The sequence below is a fragment of the Acidovorax temperans genome (assembly GCF_028596105.1).
Classification (GTDB): domain Bacteria; phylum Pseudomonadota; class Gammaproteobacteria; order Burkholderiales; family Burkholderiaceae_C; genus Acidovorax; species Acidovorax temperans.
Genome location: NZ_CP117193.1, coordinates 2,192,489 through 2,209,002 on the forward strand (window position 1 = coordinate 2,192,489; position 16,514 = coordinate 2,209,002).

Here is a 16,514-nt window from a genome sequence, read left to right on the forward strand (position 1 = left end):
ACATGACCCAGCCTGAAGGCAAACCACGGGCCCGCAGGCGCACACCTGAAGGACCAGCAGCCGATGTGACCAGCCCTGCACCGCTGGAATCGCCGCTGCCCGCCACGCGCGAGCAACGTGCCCGCGTGGGGCTGAATCTTTTTTGGCGCACGTTCTTTTTGCTGGCCTTGCTGCTGGTGGGCAGCATTCTGGCCTGGCTGCAAACGCTGCGGGCGCTGGAGTTTGAGCCCCGCACGCTGCACACGGCGCAGCAGATTGCCTCGCTGGTCAACCTCAGCCGCGCAGCGCTGGTGCACTCCGACGCGATTGCGCGGGTTTCGCTCATCAAGACGATGGCCGACCAGGAAGGCGTGCGCATTCTCCCCCGCGAGCCCGGCGACAAGTTCACGCTGCTGGAAAGCGGCGCACTGGGAAACCGCCTGACCGAGGAGCTGACCCGGCGCCTGGGCCCGGACACCATCGTGGCGCAAAGCGTGAACGGAGAAAACGGCCTGTGGGTGGGCTTCAACATCAACGGCGACCCCAACTGGCTGCTGATGGACCGATCACGCTTCAGCCCTGCGGGCGGGCGCACCTGGCTCATCTGGCTCATCACCACCGGGGCGCTGTCGCTGGCCGGGGCTGCGGCGATTGCGCGGCTGATCAACCGCCCGCTCAAGCAGCTGTCGTACGCCGCCAACCGCGTCAAAGACGGTGACTTTGCCGCCAGCCACCTGGACGAAGAGGTGGTGACCAGCGAAATCCGCGAGGTGAACATCGGCTTCAACCGCATGGCCCAAAAGCTGGCCAAGCTGGAACAAGACCGCGCGGTGATGCTGGCCGGCATTTCGCACGACCTGCGCACGCCCCTGGCGCGCCTGCGGCTCGAGACCGAGATGAGCGTGATGGACGATATCGCCCGCGAACACATGGTGGCCGACATCGTTCAGCTCGACGCCACCATCGACAAGTTCCTGGACTACGCCCGCCCAGACCATGTGACGCTCACACCGGTGAACCTGCACGCCGTGGTGTCGTCCTGCGTGTACGCCGTGCAAGACCACCGGGAGCTGCAAATCACCATGCACATCCCCGAGGACCTGAACGTGCTGGCCGATGAGGTGGAACTGGCACGGGTGATTTCAAACCTGCTGGAAAACGCCCGCCGCTATGGCAAGACGGCCGACACGGGCGTGACCAGTGTGGAAATTGCTGCCAAGGGCCGCGAAAACTGGGTGCTGCTCGAGCTGCGTGACCACGGCGCCGGCGTGCCGCCCGAGCAGCTCTCCAACCTCACCAAGCCCTTCTTCCGGGGCGATTCCGCCCGCACGGCGGCAGCAGGTGCAGGGCTGGGCTTGTCGATTGTGGACAAGACGGTGCAGCGCATGGGCGGCATCTTTGCGCTGGCCAACTCCAATACAGGCGGTCTGGTAGCGCACATTCAGTTGCAACGCGCCAGCGAATTGCCCGAGGGCGTGGATCCCAAGCAGCGCCTGCACCGCCCGGCCGTCAAGCGCCACCTGCCCCGCCAGCGGGCGCAAGAACAGGCCTGAAAGAGGTCTGAAACAGCTCTGACAAAGGCCCACGGTTCACACCGTGGGCCTTTTCACCATCAGGCGTTGAACACGCCGGTCAGCAATTCGGGCAAGCGGGCCACCGGCATGCGAAAACCGCAGGCCTGGGCATGGCCGCCACCGCCCATGCTTTCGGCCAGAGCGATGCAATCAAAATTGCGCTGGGCCCGCAGCCCGGCCTTCACGCCCTTGTCGGTGGCGCTCCACATCAGGGCGAAGGTGCCCGTCTTGGCGGAAAGAATGTCGCCCACCAGGCTGTGGAACATGCCGGGGGCGTTCACCATCAGCCCGGCAACGCCGTTGAACACCAGCGGCTGCGCGCCCTCTGCAATGTCGTGGGCCATCTTGCTGAATTTCTCGTCCATTGCGGCGCCACGGGCCATGAAGGCGTCGAGCTGCTCGGGGGTGAAGCGGGTCATCTCCTTCCAGCGCTCGAAGGTTTTGGGCTCCATGTCCAGTGCCGACAGGAACGGCGCGCTCTGCGCAAATTCCCACTTCCAGATGTCACGGTCTTCCACGTACTGCAGCAGCGCGGGCACGGGTTCGTCGGGGTGGAAAAACTCCCACGCCAGCCGGGCGCCCGACTTGTTCATGTCGAAGTGCACCACGCCGCAGCGGCATGCAAAGCCGGTGAGCTTTTCAGCAGCGCTCTTGTGGTGGTCCAGCATGACGAGCTTGGCCGCGCGCTCGTCGATGGCGGCCAGGATCTCGGCAGAAAAAGAGAAGTCGAGGATGTACACCGTGCGGCCTTGCAGCGGGGGCAAGTCGTCCACAGTTTGCACATCGCCATGGTCCAGGCCCACGTATTCGGCCTGGTCACCGTAGTAAAGCCAGGCCGCCAAGGCCGCGCCAAAGCCGTCGGGGCAGCCACGGCCGTGGTACAGAACCAGCACAGAGGGATCGTCTTTGCTGGGCGCCACCAGCAGTTGCAGGGGAAGAATGGATTTGCTCATTGCCCTGATTGTCGCGCGTGCCAGCGCACCGCGTGTCCCAAAGCCCCCATCAACCCCTCCAACCGGTTTTCAATTTTGATAGCAGCTTGCGCTTGGTGGACGGGCGCGGGGCTATGATTTGGCTTGTTATCCCAACACCTTCCCCCATGCCCCAGCCCCTGCACATCCTCTGGCAAGACGACCACCTGGTGGCCGTGTACAAGCCTGCGGGCTGGCTGGTACACCGCACAGGGCTGGACGCGGGCGAAACCCGCTTTGTGATGCAGACCCTGCGCAACCAGCTGGGCCGACACGTCTTCCCGGTGCACCGGCTGGACAAAGGCACCTGCGGCGTGCTGGTGATGGCGCTGCACAGCGACGCGGCCCGGGCGCTTTCCCAATCGTTTGAGAACCAGGCCACGCACAAGGTCTACATCGCCATGGTGCGCGGCTGGGCGCCCCCGGCTGTGGAGGTAGACCACCCCCTGCGCCCCGACGATGCCCCACCCGATGCTCCCGTGCAAAGCGCCCATACCCGGTTTCGCACGCTGGCGCAGTTGACGCTGCCCGAAGCCAGCGACCCGCGCTTTGCCACCACCCGTGCGTCGCTGGTGGAGGCCATGCCCACCACCGGGCGGCGCCACCAGATACGCCGCCACCTCAAGCACCTGGCGCACCCCATCATTGGCGATGCCACCCACGGCAAAGGCCCGCTGAACCGCTGGTGTGCCCAGCGCCTGGGCCAGCAGCGCCTGTGGCTGCATGCACTGCGCCTGAGCCTTCCGCATCCATTGACCGGCGAGATGCTGCACCTGCACAGCGGTTTGCAACTGCAACCCGCGCCAGGCAGCAGCGTGGAAGCCTGGCCCCATGACCCCGAAGTGCCGGAAGCGCCCGGCATGGACTGGCAACGTCTGCAGGCCGACTGGCCCTGGCAATGGCTGAACAACGCCTCGGCCTCCACCCCCGTGCGCGCATGACGGCAACCCCGGAGGTTTAGCGACGTGGAAGGGCTACGATGCGCCTTCGCTTCTGAACACCGCTTTCGCTCCATGGCATTTCCCTCGGTCAAGCTCACCACCCTGGCATCGCTGGCCCACCGGCTGCCTGCCGCCTGCTGGCTGGCGCAGCGCCTGGAACAAGCCCCCGAGCACTGGGCCACGCTGCCGGTGTGGTGGGTGGAGGGGGACCTGGACATGGCCGCACTCGATCTGGTCACCACCCTATCGAACGACGGGCAATGGCTGCCCCCCCTGCCTTCCACCGCACTGGATGGCAGTTCGCCCCACCCCGACGGGGCCTTGCTGTGGGTGGACGGCCATTTACGCCTGCAAGGGGCGCTGACGGGCGGCTGGCACACCCCTGCCAGCACGGCCGAACCATCGAGCCCCGCCGTGCATGCGCTGGTGATGGGCGATGCCCAGGTGCACTGCGCCCTGCTGCGCCAAGGCCAGCTGCATGTGCAAGGCAACCTGTCGGTACACACGCTGCTGTGGGGCGATGGCGCGCCAGGCGGCCTCACGGTGCTGGGCCAGTGCGCCGCCCAGGTGGGGCTGTTCACGCGCGGCTATGCGCTGCAGTGGAACCAACCGCCCAGCTTTGACTTCACGCTGCAAGATGCCGACCCAGCGGGCGATTCGGCGCTTTGGCAGCCTGCGGACCATGAAACGCTGGGCCTGGTGGTCCCACCCCCGTACCTGGATGCCGACAACGCCGGAACAGGCAGCCTGGCCGAGATGCTGAACGCCCCCGCGCTGGTGGAAGCCGCCAGGGCGCAGCAGCCTGTGACGCAGCCCACCGCCGCAGTGCATGCGCTGTTGCCGCCTGTCCCCTCCTTTTTCCAGGACGAATCCATCAGCGTGGCCAATATCAGGGCCGCCGTGCAGTCACCCCTGATCGCACCCAAGCAATTCACGGCAGAAGGCTGGTTTGGGCAGACCGACTTTTCGCTGTGCCGCAAACATGTAGACAGCGACGGCGATGCGCGGCAGGACAGCGTTTTCATCACCGTATGGAAACAATGGGACTTCTACCTGGGGGTGGACAGCGCCGATCCCGCGCAGGGCTGGCTGGGCGGCGGATGGAGCCGGCTCCAGCGCCTGTTCAAGCGCCACGGCGGGCAACACCCTGTGGTGCTCAATGCCCGCAGCACGGGCAGCACACCAGGGTTGGTGGTGCTGTACCGCCCCTATGAGCAAGGCGTTGCCGGTGCATGGGCCCCGCTGGCGTTGGGCGATGAAGATGGCGCAGACCCCGCCGCCCAGCGGGCCTGCCAGCAAGCGTGGCGCGGGGTGCTGGACTATGTGCGCAAAGGCACCGCCCAGGCACGCGCGCACCACCCGTTGTGGGCGGCCCTGCATGAAGAAATCACCCCTGCGCGCCTCACGGCCCTCACGTCCACGCCCCTGTTCACCGAGCGCTACAACGACTGGTGGGACAGCGAAAAAAACGGCCTGTGGGTAGGCCAGTTCTGGATGGGCGCACGCCAGCCCTGCCTGCACCAGGGCGAGCCCTGGGGCCGCGCCTTCAAGCTGAGCTGGAAAAACGGCGAAGACGGCCCTGGCGATGCGCCTGACAACGCCCACAGCGCCTACCAGATCGACATTGAAGAAGCCCGCGAAGGCCCGCCGCTGCTGCGGGTAACGTACAGCCAGCGGCAAAGCGAGCCGCGCACGCCCATTCCACCCGACGCGGCAGACCACCTGGCGCGCCTGCTGCGCTTGTACCGACAGGCGCAAACGCACATCGAGCGCCTGACGGCAGCCATGGCCCACGAGGCCCAGCCACCACACCCCCCCGCTGCCCAACTGCTCACCGTGCCGCCGTTGGCACCCAATATTCCCGATACCGCCGTTTTCGGCGCCGAGTGGATGCAGCGCTCGGGCCAGTGGCAAGCCATGGGCCAGGCCTACGCACAGCAAGCCCGCACCCAACTCGCCGTTGCCGACGCTCCACCTGCGCAGGCCATGGGGCAGGCAGCGGCGGATGCAGGCCTTTCGCTGTTTGGCGCTGCGGCTGACACCATGCCCGCGGTGGATGACCCCCGTGCAGCGGACGCTGAAGCCGTCCTGCAACTGGCGCGCGAGGTGCACCGCCATGCCGATGCGAACCTGGCGGCACGCTTTCGGCAACGCTTTGCCTTTGCACCCGATGCGCTGGCGGCCCATGCCTACCGGGCAGGCCAACCCGCAGGCCCCGTGCTGCTGCTGGACGACAACCGCGCCGTGGTGCGGGTGGCCCAAGGTGGCCTGCACGGCACGCACTGGTGGCTGTTGCAGTGCCTGCAGGCGACGGTGGTGGAAGGTTTGCACGGTGCGGGGCGCTCTCCCAACCGGCAATGCTTTGCCAAGTTCGACAGTGATCAAGTCACCACCCACGCGGGCTGGGATGGGCCGGTGATCACCCGCTTGCACCTGCCCCACCACGCCAAAGCCGCAAGGCCGGGGACTGCCGGGTGTGACGAGATCCTGCCCTTCAACGATGGTTTGCGCGTTCTGTGGCGTGACGCCACCGGCGTGTACCTGCTGACACCCGATGCCGCGCAACAGCTGTACCCCCGGGCAGAAAGCAACGAAGCAGCCGATGCCCCGGAGCACCCAGATGCGCAAGAGCCACAGGCACAGCGCCTGCTGCACATGGCACTGTCACCCGACGAGCGCTTCATCGCCGTGGGCGACCAGGGCAGCCGGCACCTCTTGCTCAACCCGCGTGGCGAGGTGCTGGGCCGGTGGGCACCGCTGTCGGCCTGCGCCCACCATGCCACATTCAGCCACGACAGCACCCGGCTGCTGGCCCATTCCTGTCACCTTTACACGGGCCGTACGGGGGTGTTGCATCTGCCGCCCGAAGGCACTGGGGGCAGCCTCCATAAGTACCCATCGTTCCCAGGCGCTGCCGCGCTGCAGCCGTTTCATCGCCACAGCTGGCGGGTGGATGCCACGGCCACGCTGCGGGGCACGGTGATGGAAGGCGATGCGGCAGGCTACCTGCATGCGCTCAGCGACGACGGACAACTGCTGTGGCACCACCACATTGGCGGCGCGTTGAACGCGCTGGACACGTCACCCGATAGCACCACCATCGTCGCCGCCAGCGACAGCGGCTATGTGGTGTGGCTGCGGCAGCTGGGGGCAGGCATGGACCCCTTCGCGATCAGCACTTCGCCGTATACCGAAACAGGGCGCTGGATTTTTTGGCAGGGCGAGGCGGAACCGTTGCACTGGTAACGGCGCTTCGCCTTGAAGTCAGCCTACTAGTCACCGGCGCCCACGGTGCCAAGGTGGCCAACAAAGGACTTATTGCTACTTTATTGATAGCTGCTCGCGCTTTTAAATAAAGGCCTAGGCACTGATTTGGCATCAAATCGGCTAAACCTGCAGAGCAGCACCCAGCAGCACCCGGCAGCCTGCGTGCTCCGCTCAATGCGGCCCTTGGCCTTGAGGCATATCGGGAGTCTGTCGGGCCATCCATTGGTCCACAGGCTCGGGGTGCCCAAAAAGGTAGCCCTGGTAGACCATGGCAGGTTCGCGCTGGGCCAGAAAGTCCACCTGCTCCTGCGTCTCCACCCCTTCGGCCACAACGCGCAAACCAAACTGGCTGGCAACGGTCAAGAGGGCCTCCACCAAAGCGCCGTCGTCCTTGTTGCTCGGGGCCTCGCTCACGAAAGAACGGTCAATCTTCAGCTCCTGGATCGGCAGGCGCTTGAGGTACGCCAGCGACGAATAGCCCGTGCCGAAGTCATCGAGCGCAAATTCCACGCCCAGGGCGACGAGTTCGCGCATTTTTGACACCACATCGTCAAAGTCATCAATCACCAGACCTTCGGTGACTTCCAGCGTGAGCAGCCTGGGGTCTGCCCCCGTGGTGCGCAGCAAGGTCCGCAGGCTGGGCACAAAGCCATCCTCGCGAAACTGCCGGGCACTGAGGTTGACGGACATGCGCAGGCGACGCAGGCTGAAGTCAGGCTGTGCCACCACGGCACAGGCCTGCGCCAGCACCCATTCACCCAGACTCACGATCAAGTCGGACTCTTCCGCCAAAGGGATGAAAGCCCCCGGCGTCAACAGCCCATCGCGCGGGTGCTGCCAGCGCACCAGGGCCTCCACGCCCGTCACCTGGCCGCGCACATTCACCTGGGGCTGCACGTAAAGCCGCAGCTCTTGCGCGCCGATGGCGTGGCGCAGGTCCCGCTCCACCTGAAAGCGCTGGGCCGCCACCGCGCCCATGCCCTGCTCAAAAAAGGCCGACCGGGCGCCTCCAGCATGCTTGGCCCGGTGCAGCGCGGTGCCCGCGCGCCCCATGGCAGCCAGCGGCGTGTCATCCACCCCTTGCGGGTACAGCGTCAGGCCCATGCTCAAACCCAGCTGGGCCTCTTCGCCAGAGTCGCCCAAAGCCAGGGGGCGCACAAAGGCTTGCTGGATCTGGTCGGCGAACGCCAGCGCGCGGCGGCCTGCCACGGTGGCGTCGATGCCCAGGTCGTGCAGCACAATGCCAAACTCGTCCCCCGCCACACGAACCAGCAAATCGTGCGGGCCCAGCAGCTCGGCCAGCCGCAAGGCCACGGCGCACAGCAGCCGGTCGCCCATCTCGCTGCCTCGGGCATCGTTGAAGTTGGTGAACCGGTCCAGATCCAGCAGCAGCAAGACGTGCACATCGTCGCCCGAGCGTTGATGGCGGGCCTGCAGGCTGGCCAGCCGCTCGATGAGCATGGACCGGTTGGGCAGGCTGGTGAGCGAGTCGTAATGCGCGAGCCGGTGAATCTCTTGCGCAGCCCGCTTGCGGTCGCTCACGTCCTGCTTGAGCTCGACATAGTGGGTGATGCGCCCGTCTGGCTGGCGGATAGGGGCCACCACCACGGACTCGCTGATCACCGCCCCATCTTTGCGCAAATTGCTTTGCTCGCCCGCCCAGGACTCGCCACGCTCCAGGGTCTCGCGCATGCCCTGCCATTGCGTGGGCCCCAGGCCGTTGGCGGACACCTCACTGCTCAGCCGGCCCAGCACTTCATGGCGGGCATAGCCGGTGCGCGCCAAAAAGGCATCGTTCACAAATTCGATGCGCCCGTCCAGATCGGTGATGACCGTGCTCTCAGGGCTTTGCTCCACTACGCGCAGCAGCTTGCGCAGTTCGGCATCGCGGGCCTTCAGGTCTTGGGCCATGGTTTGGGCCTCATGCACCCGCCGGAGGTAGCTTTTGCGCGAGAGCAGCGTAGCTGCCGCCGTGAGCCCCACAATGCCTGCCAGGTACACCGCATACGCCCATCGGTTGTGGGGGCGCATGGCGGGCAGCGCCCCATGCAGATCAGCCCACAGGAAAAATGCAAACAAACCGCCTGTGACCGCCAGCAAACCCATGGTGGAGCGGCTGCCCAGCAGCCAGCCGCACAGCACGATCAGAACGGATAGATGAGCAGGTTGGGGCTGTTGATGCCGCCATTGCTGGCAGCCACCAGCGACACGACCACCCACACACCCCACACCAACAACCCGGCAGCCAGCGCCTGCCGCCCCAGGTGCAGCGCCACCAAGGTGGTGGCCCCTACACCGGCCACGCACAGGTTCAGCGCAAGGCGGCTCCACTGGGGTTGCTCTTCGCGCAACAGGAGCAGGGCCACCAAAGCGCCCACCACCACGGCCACCCAGCCAGCTAGCCACCTGCACCATGCGGCGCATGCTGGGGTCGTTGTGGTTGACGACAGGCGGCATAGAAAGGGGTGCCCTGGTGGAATGCAAAACAAGCGTTGCATCCTAACGCGGAGCGGCGATGAATCACAGAGCACACCCCAGGGTTGGCGCGGGTACGCAACGCGCGAGCGCGGCGGCCACGGGGAACCTGGTGAGCCGGCGGCCGGGCCACCCGCCCCGGCGCTCAATAGTGCGGGGGAAGCTCGTCTCGTAAGTTGCGCGGGCCGTTGGAGCCGGCCTCGGGCGCCTGCTGGCGCAGCTGGATGACTTCGTGCGTGAGCCGGTCGATGAGTTGCTGCTGCTGGTAGATGGTCAGGTTCAGCTGGTCCAGCAGGTCTTCGGTGAAGCTGGCCTTGATTTCCAGTGCTTCAAGCCGTTGAAGGATTTCGTCGGTAAGGGGTGAGGTCATGGGAGCTATCGGGTGGGCACAGCGTCAGGGCTGGACTTCGGTGATGTAGAGCTGGCTGGGCCGCTCGAGCAGCCATTCGGTCAGCGCCAAGTGGCACAGGATGTCTTCGTTCAACGGCAGGTCCTTGCCAAGCACAAAGCGCAGAAGGATGTAGCCGCGCTGGCCTGCGCGTTCTGCGGGGCGAAACGCGTCACCCCATGAGCGCGTGGTGTATTCAAACCGCGATGCGTAGCCTTCGCGACGGTCAGGCGGCCAGCACATCATGCGCACGCCGGGGCCTCCAGATGTCCAAGGGCGCACATCGGCCGGATCGACATACAGCTCGACCTGGAACGCCGCAGGCTGTGCACGCCGCAGCGCAATGTTCAACACCCCTACCGTGTCATTGATGTGCGGCAGCGTGCGTGTAAACACCGGGGCGATGCCCTTCGCATCCAGCACCCGCACACGCCGGTTGGAAGCCTGCAAATCTTCTGTGCGTTGCTGGTACGCAGCCGCCACACACGCCACGTCTTCACAGCGGTTGCGCTGGCGCAGCCACCGCAGTTGCGCCGCACGCAGGGCCGCGATTGCGACATCGCCGTCGGGCTTGGCCTGCGCGGTGCGATAGGCATGGGTCAGGCGCTCATCGGCCTGCATGAGTTCGGGGCTGGCGCAGATCCAGTGCTCTACCGTCTTGTCCGCCGCACCGCAGTCAAAGCCTGGGGTGGGCGCCGAGGGCTCCAGCCCCTGCGCACTGGCCCATGCACAAAAGCCCAGCAGAACGAGGCTGGACAGCCAGGCCTTCACAGCGCTTGCCCCTGAACGCGGCGAATCAGATCGCCTGGCCCAGGCGTGCCACGCCTTCGCGGATCTTGTCCACATCGGCCGTGGCAAACGACAGGCGGAAGGTGGCGTGGTCGGGGTTGGCGCAGAAGAACGGCGTGCCGGGCACAAAGGCCACGCCCTTTTCAATGGCGCGCTTGGCCAGCACGTTGCCGTCAGCCACCTTGCCACCCGCGCCCGTGAGGCGAGCCCACACAAACAGCCCGCCCTGGGGCTGCACAAATTCGATGGCGTCGCCCAGTTCCTTGCGCAGCGCATCGCCCATGGCCTGGGCACGTTCGGCATACACCTTGCGCACATGGGCCAGCGTGGCGGGCATGCGGCCGGCCTTGAGGTACTGCGCGGCCGTGGCCTGGGCAAAGGTGCTGGTGTGTGCATCGCTGAACTGCTTGCACATGGTGGCCTTGCCCAGCAGCTCGGCCGGGGCAATCATCCAGCCCACACGCAGGCCGGGCGAGAGCACCTTGCTCAAGGACCCGCAGTGCACCAGCAGATCGCGGCTGCCGGGCACGGTGGCTGACAGGTTCAGCAGGCTGGGGGGAGGTGCATCGCCAAAGTACAGGTCGCCGTAGGGGTCGTCCTCCACGATCAGGGTGTTGTGCTTCACGGCCATCTCCAGCACGGCCTTGCGGCGCTCCAGGCTCAGCATGGCACCGCTGGGGTTGCCGAAGGTGGGGATCAGGTAGACGAACTTGGGCTTGTGCTCGGCAATCAGCTTTTCCAGCTCGTCGGTTTTCACGCCGTTGCCGTCAATGGGTGCGCTGATGAGTTCGGCGCCATAAAGGCGAAAGCACTGGATGGTGGCAAGGAAGGTCGGGCCTTCCACGATCACCTTGTCGCCAGGGCTGATGAGCGTCTTGCCCAACAGGTCCAGCGCCTGCTGGCTGCCGGTGGTGACGATGAGGTTATCGGCCGCCACATCCGTGGCGCCCTTGGCTGTCATGAAAGCGGCGAGTTGTTCGCGCAGCGGGTTGTAGCCTTCGGTGGCGCCGTATTGCAGCGCAGCGCCGGGTTCTTCCGCCAAGGCGGCGTTGCTGGCAGCGCGGATGCCTTCCACGTCAAACATCGCGCTGTCTGGGAAGCCGCCCGCAAAGCTGATGATGCCGGGCTTGCCCAGCAGCTTGAAGAGTTCGCGGATGGCAGAGGTTTCGACGTTGTTGAGGCGATCAGCAAATTGCATGGGACGGCATTCCTGTGGGCGTTGAACCCGCCATTGTCGCCAATTGCGGCGCAGTTTTCTTGCAGGCTTGGGCTATTTACCGCCCCCAGAAACGCTCCCTTCGCGCCGCCCCCGCCTCAATCCACCCGGATGTCCGCACGCGCAGCCACGGCGCGCATCAGCGGCAGCTCGCGCTCTACCCGGCTGCGCAAGGCTTCGCCGTTGCCCCAGGCGGGCGTCAGCCCCATGTCTGCCACCAGGCCCAGCGGTGTGAAGCTGTTGACCGGGTCGTAGGGCAGGTTGTTGCGAATGGCCGGGTTCAGCGTGAGCGTGGTGCTGGCCCCGGCCAGCAGTGTGTAGCCATCCGGCGCCGCCTTGGCCACCTGCCCGGCTGCCAGCACGGTGCCTGCGCCAGGCCGGTTTTCCACCACCACGGGCTGGCCCAGCTTTTCGCTCAAGCCCGAGGCGAGCAAGCGGCCCAGAATGTCAGTGGCGCCGCCTGCGGCATAGGGAATGACGAACTTGATCGGGCGCTCAGGGTACCCCTGCGCCAGCGCCACCCCGGGCAAGCCCAGCGCCAGGGCACCAGCGCCCAGGCAGGAAAGAAAGCGAAAACGTGTCATGGCCATGGCGCAAACTCCTCAAAGCAGGAAAAGAAACACGAAACAACTGCGGCTGAGCACCACTCAGTCACGCTCATCAACGGCGCTCTGCAGCCAACAGGGGGCTGCGCACCATGGCCGACAGGGCCAGCCCGCACTCGATCTTCCATAGCGCTTCGGGTTTGAGCAAGGCGCGGCGGGCGGGGCTGCGGTACAGCGCCGCGTTGGCGCCCGCCACCATGAAGCTGCGCAGGTCAATCCAGGCGCGCCACACCTGTTCAAAGTCAAACGCGGGGGTCACCTCCTCCACCGCGCAGCCAATGGTTTTGAAATGGCCCAGCGCCGCGCGGCAGGTGTCCAGCAACCCTGGCTCCGTCGGCAGGTGACCGCCCAGATCACCCAACCAGCCGATGCGTGTGCCGCGAAAGTCCCGCTCCAGCGCCCAGCTCCGGTCTTGGGGGCCCTCACTGCGGCGGGTCAGCGGCAGGCGGGCATCAAACCCCGCCTGCACCGACAGCAGCATCGCCAGATCAGGAATGTTGCGCGCCATGGGGCCCGCCACGCTGAACTGCTGGAAGAACACCTCGTCGGTGGGCCCATGCGGCACGCAGCCCATGGAGGTGCGCAGGCCATACACGTTGTTGAACGCCGAGGGGGTGCGCAGCGACCCCATCATGTCCGAGCCGTCGGCCACCGGCAGCATGCGCAAAGCCACGGCCACACCTGCGCCACCGCTGCTGCCGCCAGCCGAGCGCTGTGGGTCAAAGGCGTTGCGCGTGGTGCCGTACACGGGGTTGAAGGTGTGGCCGCCAGACCTGCCGGGGAGCTGCTGGCCACCCACGCGCTGCGCAATGCACTGGAGGCCGACCGTGTGGTGGCCGACATCGAAGCGCTACAGGGCCTGCGGCGCGGGTTGATCCGGGTGTGCTGCTCGGCAGGCTTTGCGATTGAGTTTCTGCCCAAGGCCATGGCCCAGTTCCGCGAGCAGCACCCCGGCATGCAGTTCCACCTGCGCGTGGCGGCCCCCGCCGCTGTGACGCAGGCGGTGCTCAACACCGAAGCCGACATTGGCCTCACCTACAGCCGCACGGCCGAACGTGACATTGAGCTGCAGACCCTGGCCGGCCGCACCCTGCCCGAAGGCGTGCGCGCCTTCATTTCCCACCTGCGCCAGCAACTGCCCCCCACCTGACCGACAATGCGGCGCTATTGATCCACCGGCCTGCCGCCAGGCAGAGCCCCACACCGTGCTGACCCGATGAAAACCGCCCACATCGAACCCTTTTTTGCCACCCTGCGGGCCGCCAACCCGCTGCCCAATACCGAGCTGGAATACACCACCGTGTTCGAGTTGCTGGCCGCCGTGCTGCTGTCAGCCCAGGCCACCGATGTGGGGGTGAACAAGGCCACGCGCAAACTGTTCCCGGTGGCGGGCACGCCGCAGGCCATTCTGGATTTGGGGCTGGAAGGGCTGGAGGGCTACATCAAGACGATTGGCCTCTACAAAAGCAAGGCCCGGCACCTGATGGAGACTTGCCGCATTCTGGTGGAGCGGCACGGCGGCGTGGTGCCCCGCACGCGCGAAGAACTGGAACAACTGCCCGGTGTGGGCCGCAAAACCGCCAACGTGGTACTGAACGTGGCCTTCGGCCAGCCCACCATGGCGGTGGACACGCACATCTTTCGCGTGAGCAACCGCACGGGCCTGGCGCCGGGCAAAAACCCGCTGGCTGTGGAGCTGCAGCTGATGAAGCGCGTGCCCAAGGAATACGCCGTGGATTCGCACCACTGGCTCATCCTGCACGGCCGCTATGTGTGCCAGGCACGCAAGCCTCGCTGCTGGGAATGCGCGGTGAGCAGCTATTGCGACTACCAGCCCAAGACCACAGCCGCCTGACCAGACATCACGCGCGCCTTACTGTTTGAGCAAGGCCGCAAACTCCAGCGCTGCGCGGCTGCGCGAAGCGCCCTTGCGCCACAGAATGCCCGCGTGCCGCACCATGGCGGGCGAGCGCAGTTCAATGGTGCGCAGATCACTCGCCTGCCGGGCCGCACGCTCGGGCGCAATGCAGGCCAGGTCACCCCAGCGGCACACATCCAGCAGCCCTTCTACCGATTCCATTTCCACCCGCACCTGGGGCACCACCCCGGCGGCGCGCAGGCTGTCATCCACCAGCCGCCGGGTAGCGAAGGCACGCGGCAACATGGCCAGCGGCACCTGGGCGAGGTCTTTCACCGCCAGGCTCTTGCGCCGCGCCAGGGGGTGGGCGGGGTTCACCACCAGCTGCATGCGCTCTTCAAACAAGGGCTCGGTGTCGATGTCCTCGCGTTCGGTGGGGTAGAAGGCAATGCCCACATCCAGCAAGCCCTCCACCAGCTGTTCTTCAATCGGGCCCGCGCGCAGGTCGCGCACCACGACACTCACCCCTGGGTAGGCCCGGCTGAAGGCCGCCACCGCCGCAGGCACCAGTGTGTGCAAGAAGGTGGGGATGACCCCCACGGTCAGCGAGCCGGATCGCAGCGCTCCCAGATCGGCCAGCGCCATACGGCCTGCCTCAATCTCATGCAGCGCCCGCGCCGCGTACACCCTAAACGCCAGCCCGGCCTGCGAAAGCCGCAGCCGCCGTCCCACGCGGTCAAACAGATCCACGCCCAGCTCCTGCTCCAGTTGCCGCAGTCCGTGCGACAAGGTGGACTGCGTGACGAACAGGTTGTGGGCCGACTGGGTCAGGTGCTCGGTGCGCGCGATGTCGAGAAAGTAGCGAAGCTGGCGGATTTCCATGGCAAGTGGGCGTGAAGGGCGAGGCAGACCGGCAGAGCAAGGCTTCAGGGGCGGCCATGTGGCCTACACAGGGGCGCCTCGAATCATCGATGTTATCGAACGAACAGTTCCAAAGGAATCATTGGATTAGTTTCATTGCAAAAACTATGCTCGCGCGGAAAACCTGTCGAAGCATCTTGGAAAACGCAGCGCGACAGCCCCACCCATACCCCGCACTGGCCGCGAGCAACACTTCACCATGCAGAAGTCAGCCCAAGCCTTTGCCCCGCCCCTGGGCGGCCCGTTGAGAACCTATACACGCATGACCCTTTTGTCCTCCGCTACAGAAAACCCCGCGCACGATCTGGCGGGCTTTGCCATTGAACGCATTGAGGCGCGCATTCTGGACATTCCCACCATTCGCCCGCACAAGCTGTCGTTCGGCTCCATCAGCCGGCAAAGCCCCGTCATCGTTCAGCTCTGGCTGAAGAACGGTGCCTGCGGTTTTGGCGAGGCGGCCACGATCGGCGGCCCTTCGTGGAACGAAGAATCGCCCGAGAGCATCCTCCACGCCATTACGCAGTACCTGGCCCCCGCACTGCTCGGCGAGTTTGGCGGCGGCTTTGAGAGCGCCCTGGCGCGCATGGACCGTGCCTGCAAGGGCAACGCCTTCGCCAAAAGCGCGGTAGAGATGGCGCTGGTGGATGCCGTAGCCCGCACCCTGAACATGCCCGCCTGGCAACTGCTGGGCGGCAAGGTGCACCAAAGCCTGCCCCTGGCCTGGACGCTGGCCAGTGGCGACGTGGCGCGCGACCTGCAAGAGGCGCACCTGCGGCTGGAGCAAAAACGCCACCACATCTTCAAGATGAAAATTGGCGCCCGCGCACCCGAGGACGACGTGGCGCACGTAGCACAAATCGCCCGCGGCCTGCAAGGCAAGGCCACACTCACGGTGGATGTGAACCAGGCATGGGACGGCAACACCGCCCGCCGCTACCTGCCCCCACTGGTAGCAGCCGGCGTGACGCTGATCGAACAACCCGTGGCACGCTGGAACGTGGAGGCACTGCGCAGCCTCACTGCCACGCTGGACGGTGCACTCATCATGGCCGACGAAACCGTGTGTACCCCGCAAGACGCGTTCATGCTGGCCAGCCTCAAGGCCAGCCATGTTTTCTCGCTCAAGGTGGCCAAGCATGGCGGCCTGGTGCGCACCCGAAAGATTGCGGCGGTGGCTGAAGCGGCCGACATCGGCTGGTATGGAGGCACCATGCTGGAGACATCGCTCGGCAGCGCCGCGTCAGCCCATGTGTTCTCTACCCTGGGCACACAGCACCACGGCTGCGAGCTGTTTGGCCCGCAACTGCTGGTGGACGACATCGTGGAGCAGCAAATGCCCATCACCAACTTTGCACTGCAACTGCCCGACGGCCCCGGCTTTGGCGTCGAGGTGTCGCTTGCACAGCTCAACCGCTTTGACCGCGCACGCCAGGGCCAGGCGCCCGTGCATGTCGATATGGCACCCACCACCCCAACCGTTGCCTGATGGGCAACGCGCCCCATTTTTCTGACCCCTTCAAGGAGCAAACC

12 protein-coding genes and 3 pseudogenes are annotated in these 16,514 nt (G+C 65.9%); 6 read left to right on the top strand and 9 right to left on the bottom strand.

Annotation, left to right across the window (positions count from 1 at the left end; translation table 11 throughout):
• Window positions 1-2: 2 nt before the first annotated feature.
• Complete coding sequence (locus PQV96_RS10395; protein WP_273625193.1) at window positions 3-1,532, top strand: sensor histidine kinase; 1,530 nt, start codon at window positions 3-5, stop codon at window positions 1,530-1,532.
• Window positions 1,533-1,591: 59 nt separating this feature from the next.
• Here PQV96_RS10395 and PQV96_RS10400 read toward each other — a convergent pair whose 3' ends face one another.
• Window positions 1,592-2,506, bottom strand: coding sequence for a DHH family phosphoesterase (locus PQV96_RS10400; protein WP_273625194.1), 915 nt, complete (start codon window positions 2,504-2,506; stop codon window positions 1,592-1,594).
• A 146-nt stretch (window positions 2,507-2,652) separates the two neighbouring features.
• Here PQV96_RS10400 and PQV96_RS10405 point away from each other — a divergent pair, with 146 nt between their 5' ends.
• Together PQV96_RS10405 and PQV96_RS10410 are read left to right on the top strand one after the other, a co-directional pair.
• Entirely contained in the window at window positions 2,653-3,465 is an 813-nt protein-coding gene (locus PQV96_RS10405) for a pseudouridine synthase (RefSeq protein WP_273625195.1), read from the top strand.
• 72 nt (window positions 3,466-3,537) lie between these two features.
• Window positions 3,538-6,711 (top strand): ATP-binding protein, encoded by a 3,174-nt coding sequence (locus PQV96_RS10410; protein ID WP_273625196.1) that lies wholly within the window; start codon window positions 3,538-3,540, stop codon window positions 6,709-6,711.
• A gap of 192 nt (window positions 6,712-6,903) precedes the next feature.
• Here PQV96_RS10410 and PQV96_RS10415 read toward each other — a convergent pair whose 3' ends face one another.
• The 7 genes and pseudogenes from PQV96_RS10415 to PQV96_RS10445 form a co-directional block, all read right to left on the bottom strand.
• Entirely contained in the window at window positions 6,904-8,874 is a 1,971-nt protein-coding gene (locus tag PQV96_RS10415) for a putative bifunctional diguanylate cyclase/phosphodiesterase (RefSeq protein WP_273625197.1), read from the bottom strand.
• 2 nt (window positions 8,875-8,876) lie between these two features.
• On the bottom strand, window positions 8,877-9,098 hold the full coding sequence (locus tag PQV96_RS10420; protein ID WP_273625198.1) for a hypothetical protein: 222 nt from the start codon (window positions 9,096-9,098) through the stop codon (window positions 8,877-8,879).
• Window positions 9,099-9,352: 254 nt separating this feature from the next.
• Window positions 9,353-9,577: a SlyX family protein gene (locus PQV96_RS10425; RefSeq protein ID WP_066692138.1), complete on the bottom strand. Its 225-nt coding sequence runs from the start codon at window positions 9,575-9,577 to the stop codon at window positions 9,353-9,355.
• A gap of 24 nt (window positions 9,578-9,601) precedes the next feature.
• Complete coding sequence (locus PQV96_RS10430) at window positions 9,602-10,366, bottom strand: lysozyme inhibitor LprI family protein (protein ID WP_273625199.1); 765 nt, start codon at window positions 10,364-10,366, stop codon at window positions 9,602-9,604.
• 25 nt (window positions 10,367-10,391) lie between these two features.
• Window positions 10,392-11,582 carry an aminotransferase-like domain-containing protein gene (locus PQV96_RS10435; protein WP_067511791.1) on the bottom strand — a complete coding sequence of 397 codons (1,191 nt, stop codon included), beginning with the start codon at window positions 11,580-11,582 and terminating at the stop codon, window positions 10,392-10,394.
• Window positions 11,583-11,800: 218 nt separating this feature from the next.
• Window positions 11,801-12,190 (bottom strand): annotated as a pseudogene (locus tag PQV96_RS10440) (Bug family tripartite tricarboxylate transporter substrate binding protein); the annotation flags it as partial.
• A 106-nt stretch (window positions 12,191-12,296) separates the two neighbouring features.
• Window positions 12,297-12,974: pseudogene (locus PQV96_RS10445) on the bottom strand (amidase family protein); the annotation flags it as partial.
• Here PQV96_RS10445 and PQV96_RS10450 point away from each other — a divergent pair.
• Window positions 12,963-13,274, top strand: a pseudogene (locus tag PQV96_RS10450) (LysR substrate-binding domain-containing protein); the annotation flags it as partial. The pseudogenes PQV96_RS10445 and PQV96_RS10450 sit on opposite strands and share 12 nt — an antisense overlap.
• 147 nt (window positions 13,275-13,421) lie before the next feature.
• Window positions 13,422-14,060 (top strand): endonuclease III, encoded by a 639-nt coding sequence (nth, locus tag PQV96_RS10455; RefSeq protein WP_044396274.1) that lies wholly within the window; start codon window positions 13,422-13,424, stop codon window positions 14,058-14,060.
• Between the two features lie 18 nt (window positions 14,061-14,078).
• Here the strand turns inward: nth and cynR are convergent, their stop codons facing one another.
• Window positions 14,079-14,945: a transcriptional regulator CynR gene (gene cynR / locus PQV96_RS10460; RefSeq protein ID WP_273625200.1), complete on the bottom strand. Its 867-nt coding sequence runs from the start codon at window positions 14,943-14,945 to the stop codon at window positions 14,079-14,081.
• A gap of 301 nt (window positions 14,946-15,246) precedes the next feature.
• Between cynR and PQV96_RS10465 the strand changes: the two genes are divergently transcribed.
• Window positions 15,247-16,470, top strand: a complete 1,224-nt coding sequence (locus PQV96_RS10465) for a muconate cycloisomerase family protein (protein WP_273625201.1) — start codon at window positions 15,247-15,249, stop codon at window positions 16,468-16,470.
• Window positions 16,471-16,514: the final 44 nt, after the last annotated feature.

Coding starts and splice junctions, on each gene's coding strand:
- PQV96_RS10395 (WP_273625193.1), top strand. CDS start 3: ATGACCCAGCCTGAAGGCAAACCACGGGCCCGCAGGCGCACACCTGAA.
- PQV96_RS10400 (WP_273625194.1), bottom strand. CDS start 2,506: ATGAGCAAATCCATTCTTCCCCTGCAACTGCTGGTGGCGCCCAGCAAA.
- PQV96_RS10465 (WP_273625201.1), top strand. CDS start 15,247: ATGACCCTTTTGTCCTCCGCTACAGAAAACCCCGCGCACGATCTGGCG.
- PQV96_RS10410 (WP_273625196.1), top strand. CDS start 3,538: ATGGCATTTCCCTCGGTCAAGCTCACCACCCTGGCATCGCTGGCCCAC.
- cynR (WP_273625200.1), bottom strand. CDS start 14,945: ATGGAAATCCGCCAGCTTCGCTACTTTCTCGACATCGCGCGCACCGAG.
- PQV96_RS10425 (WP_066692138.1), bottom strand. CDS start 9,577: ATGACCTCACCCCTTACCGACGAAATCCTTCAACGGCTTGAAGCACTG.
- PQV96_RS10435 (WP_067511791.1), bottom strand. CDS start 11,582: ATGCAATTTGCTGATCGCCTCAACAACGTCGAAACCTCTGCCATCCGC.
- nth (WP_044396274.1), top strand. CDS start 13,422: ATGAAAACCGCCCACATCGAACCCTTTTTTGCCACCCTGCGGGCCGCC.
- PQV96_RS10405 (WP_273625195.1), top strand. CDS start 2,653: ATGCCCCAGCCCCTGCACATCCTCTGGCAAGACGACCACCTGGTGGCC.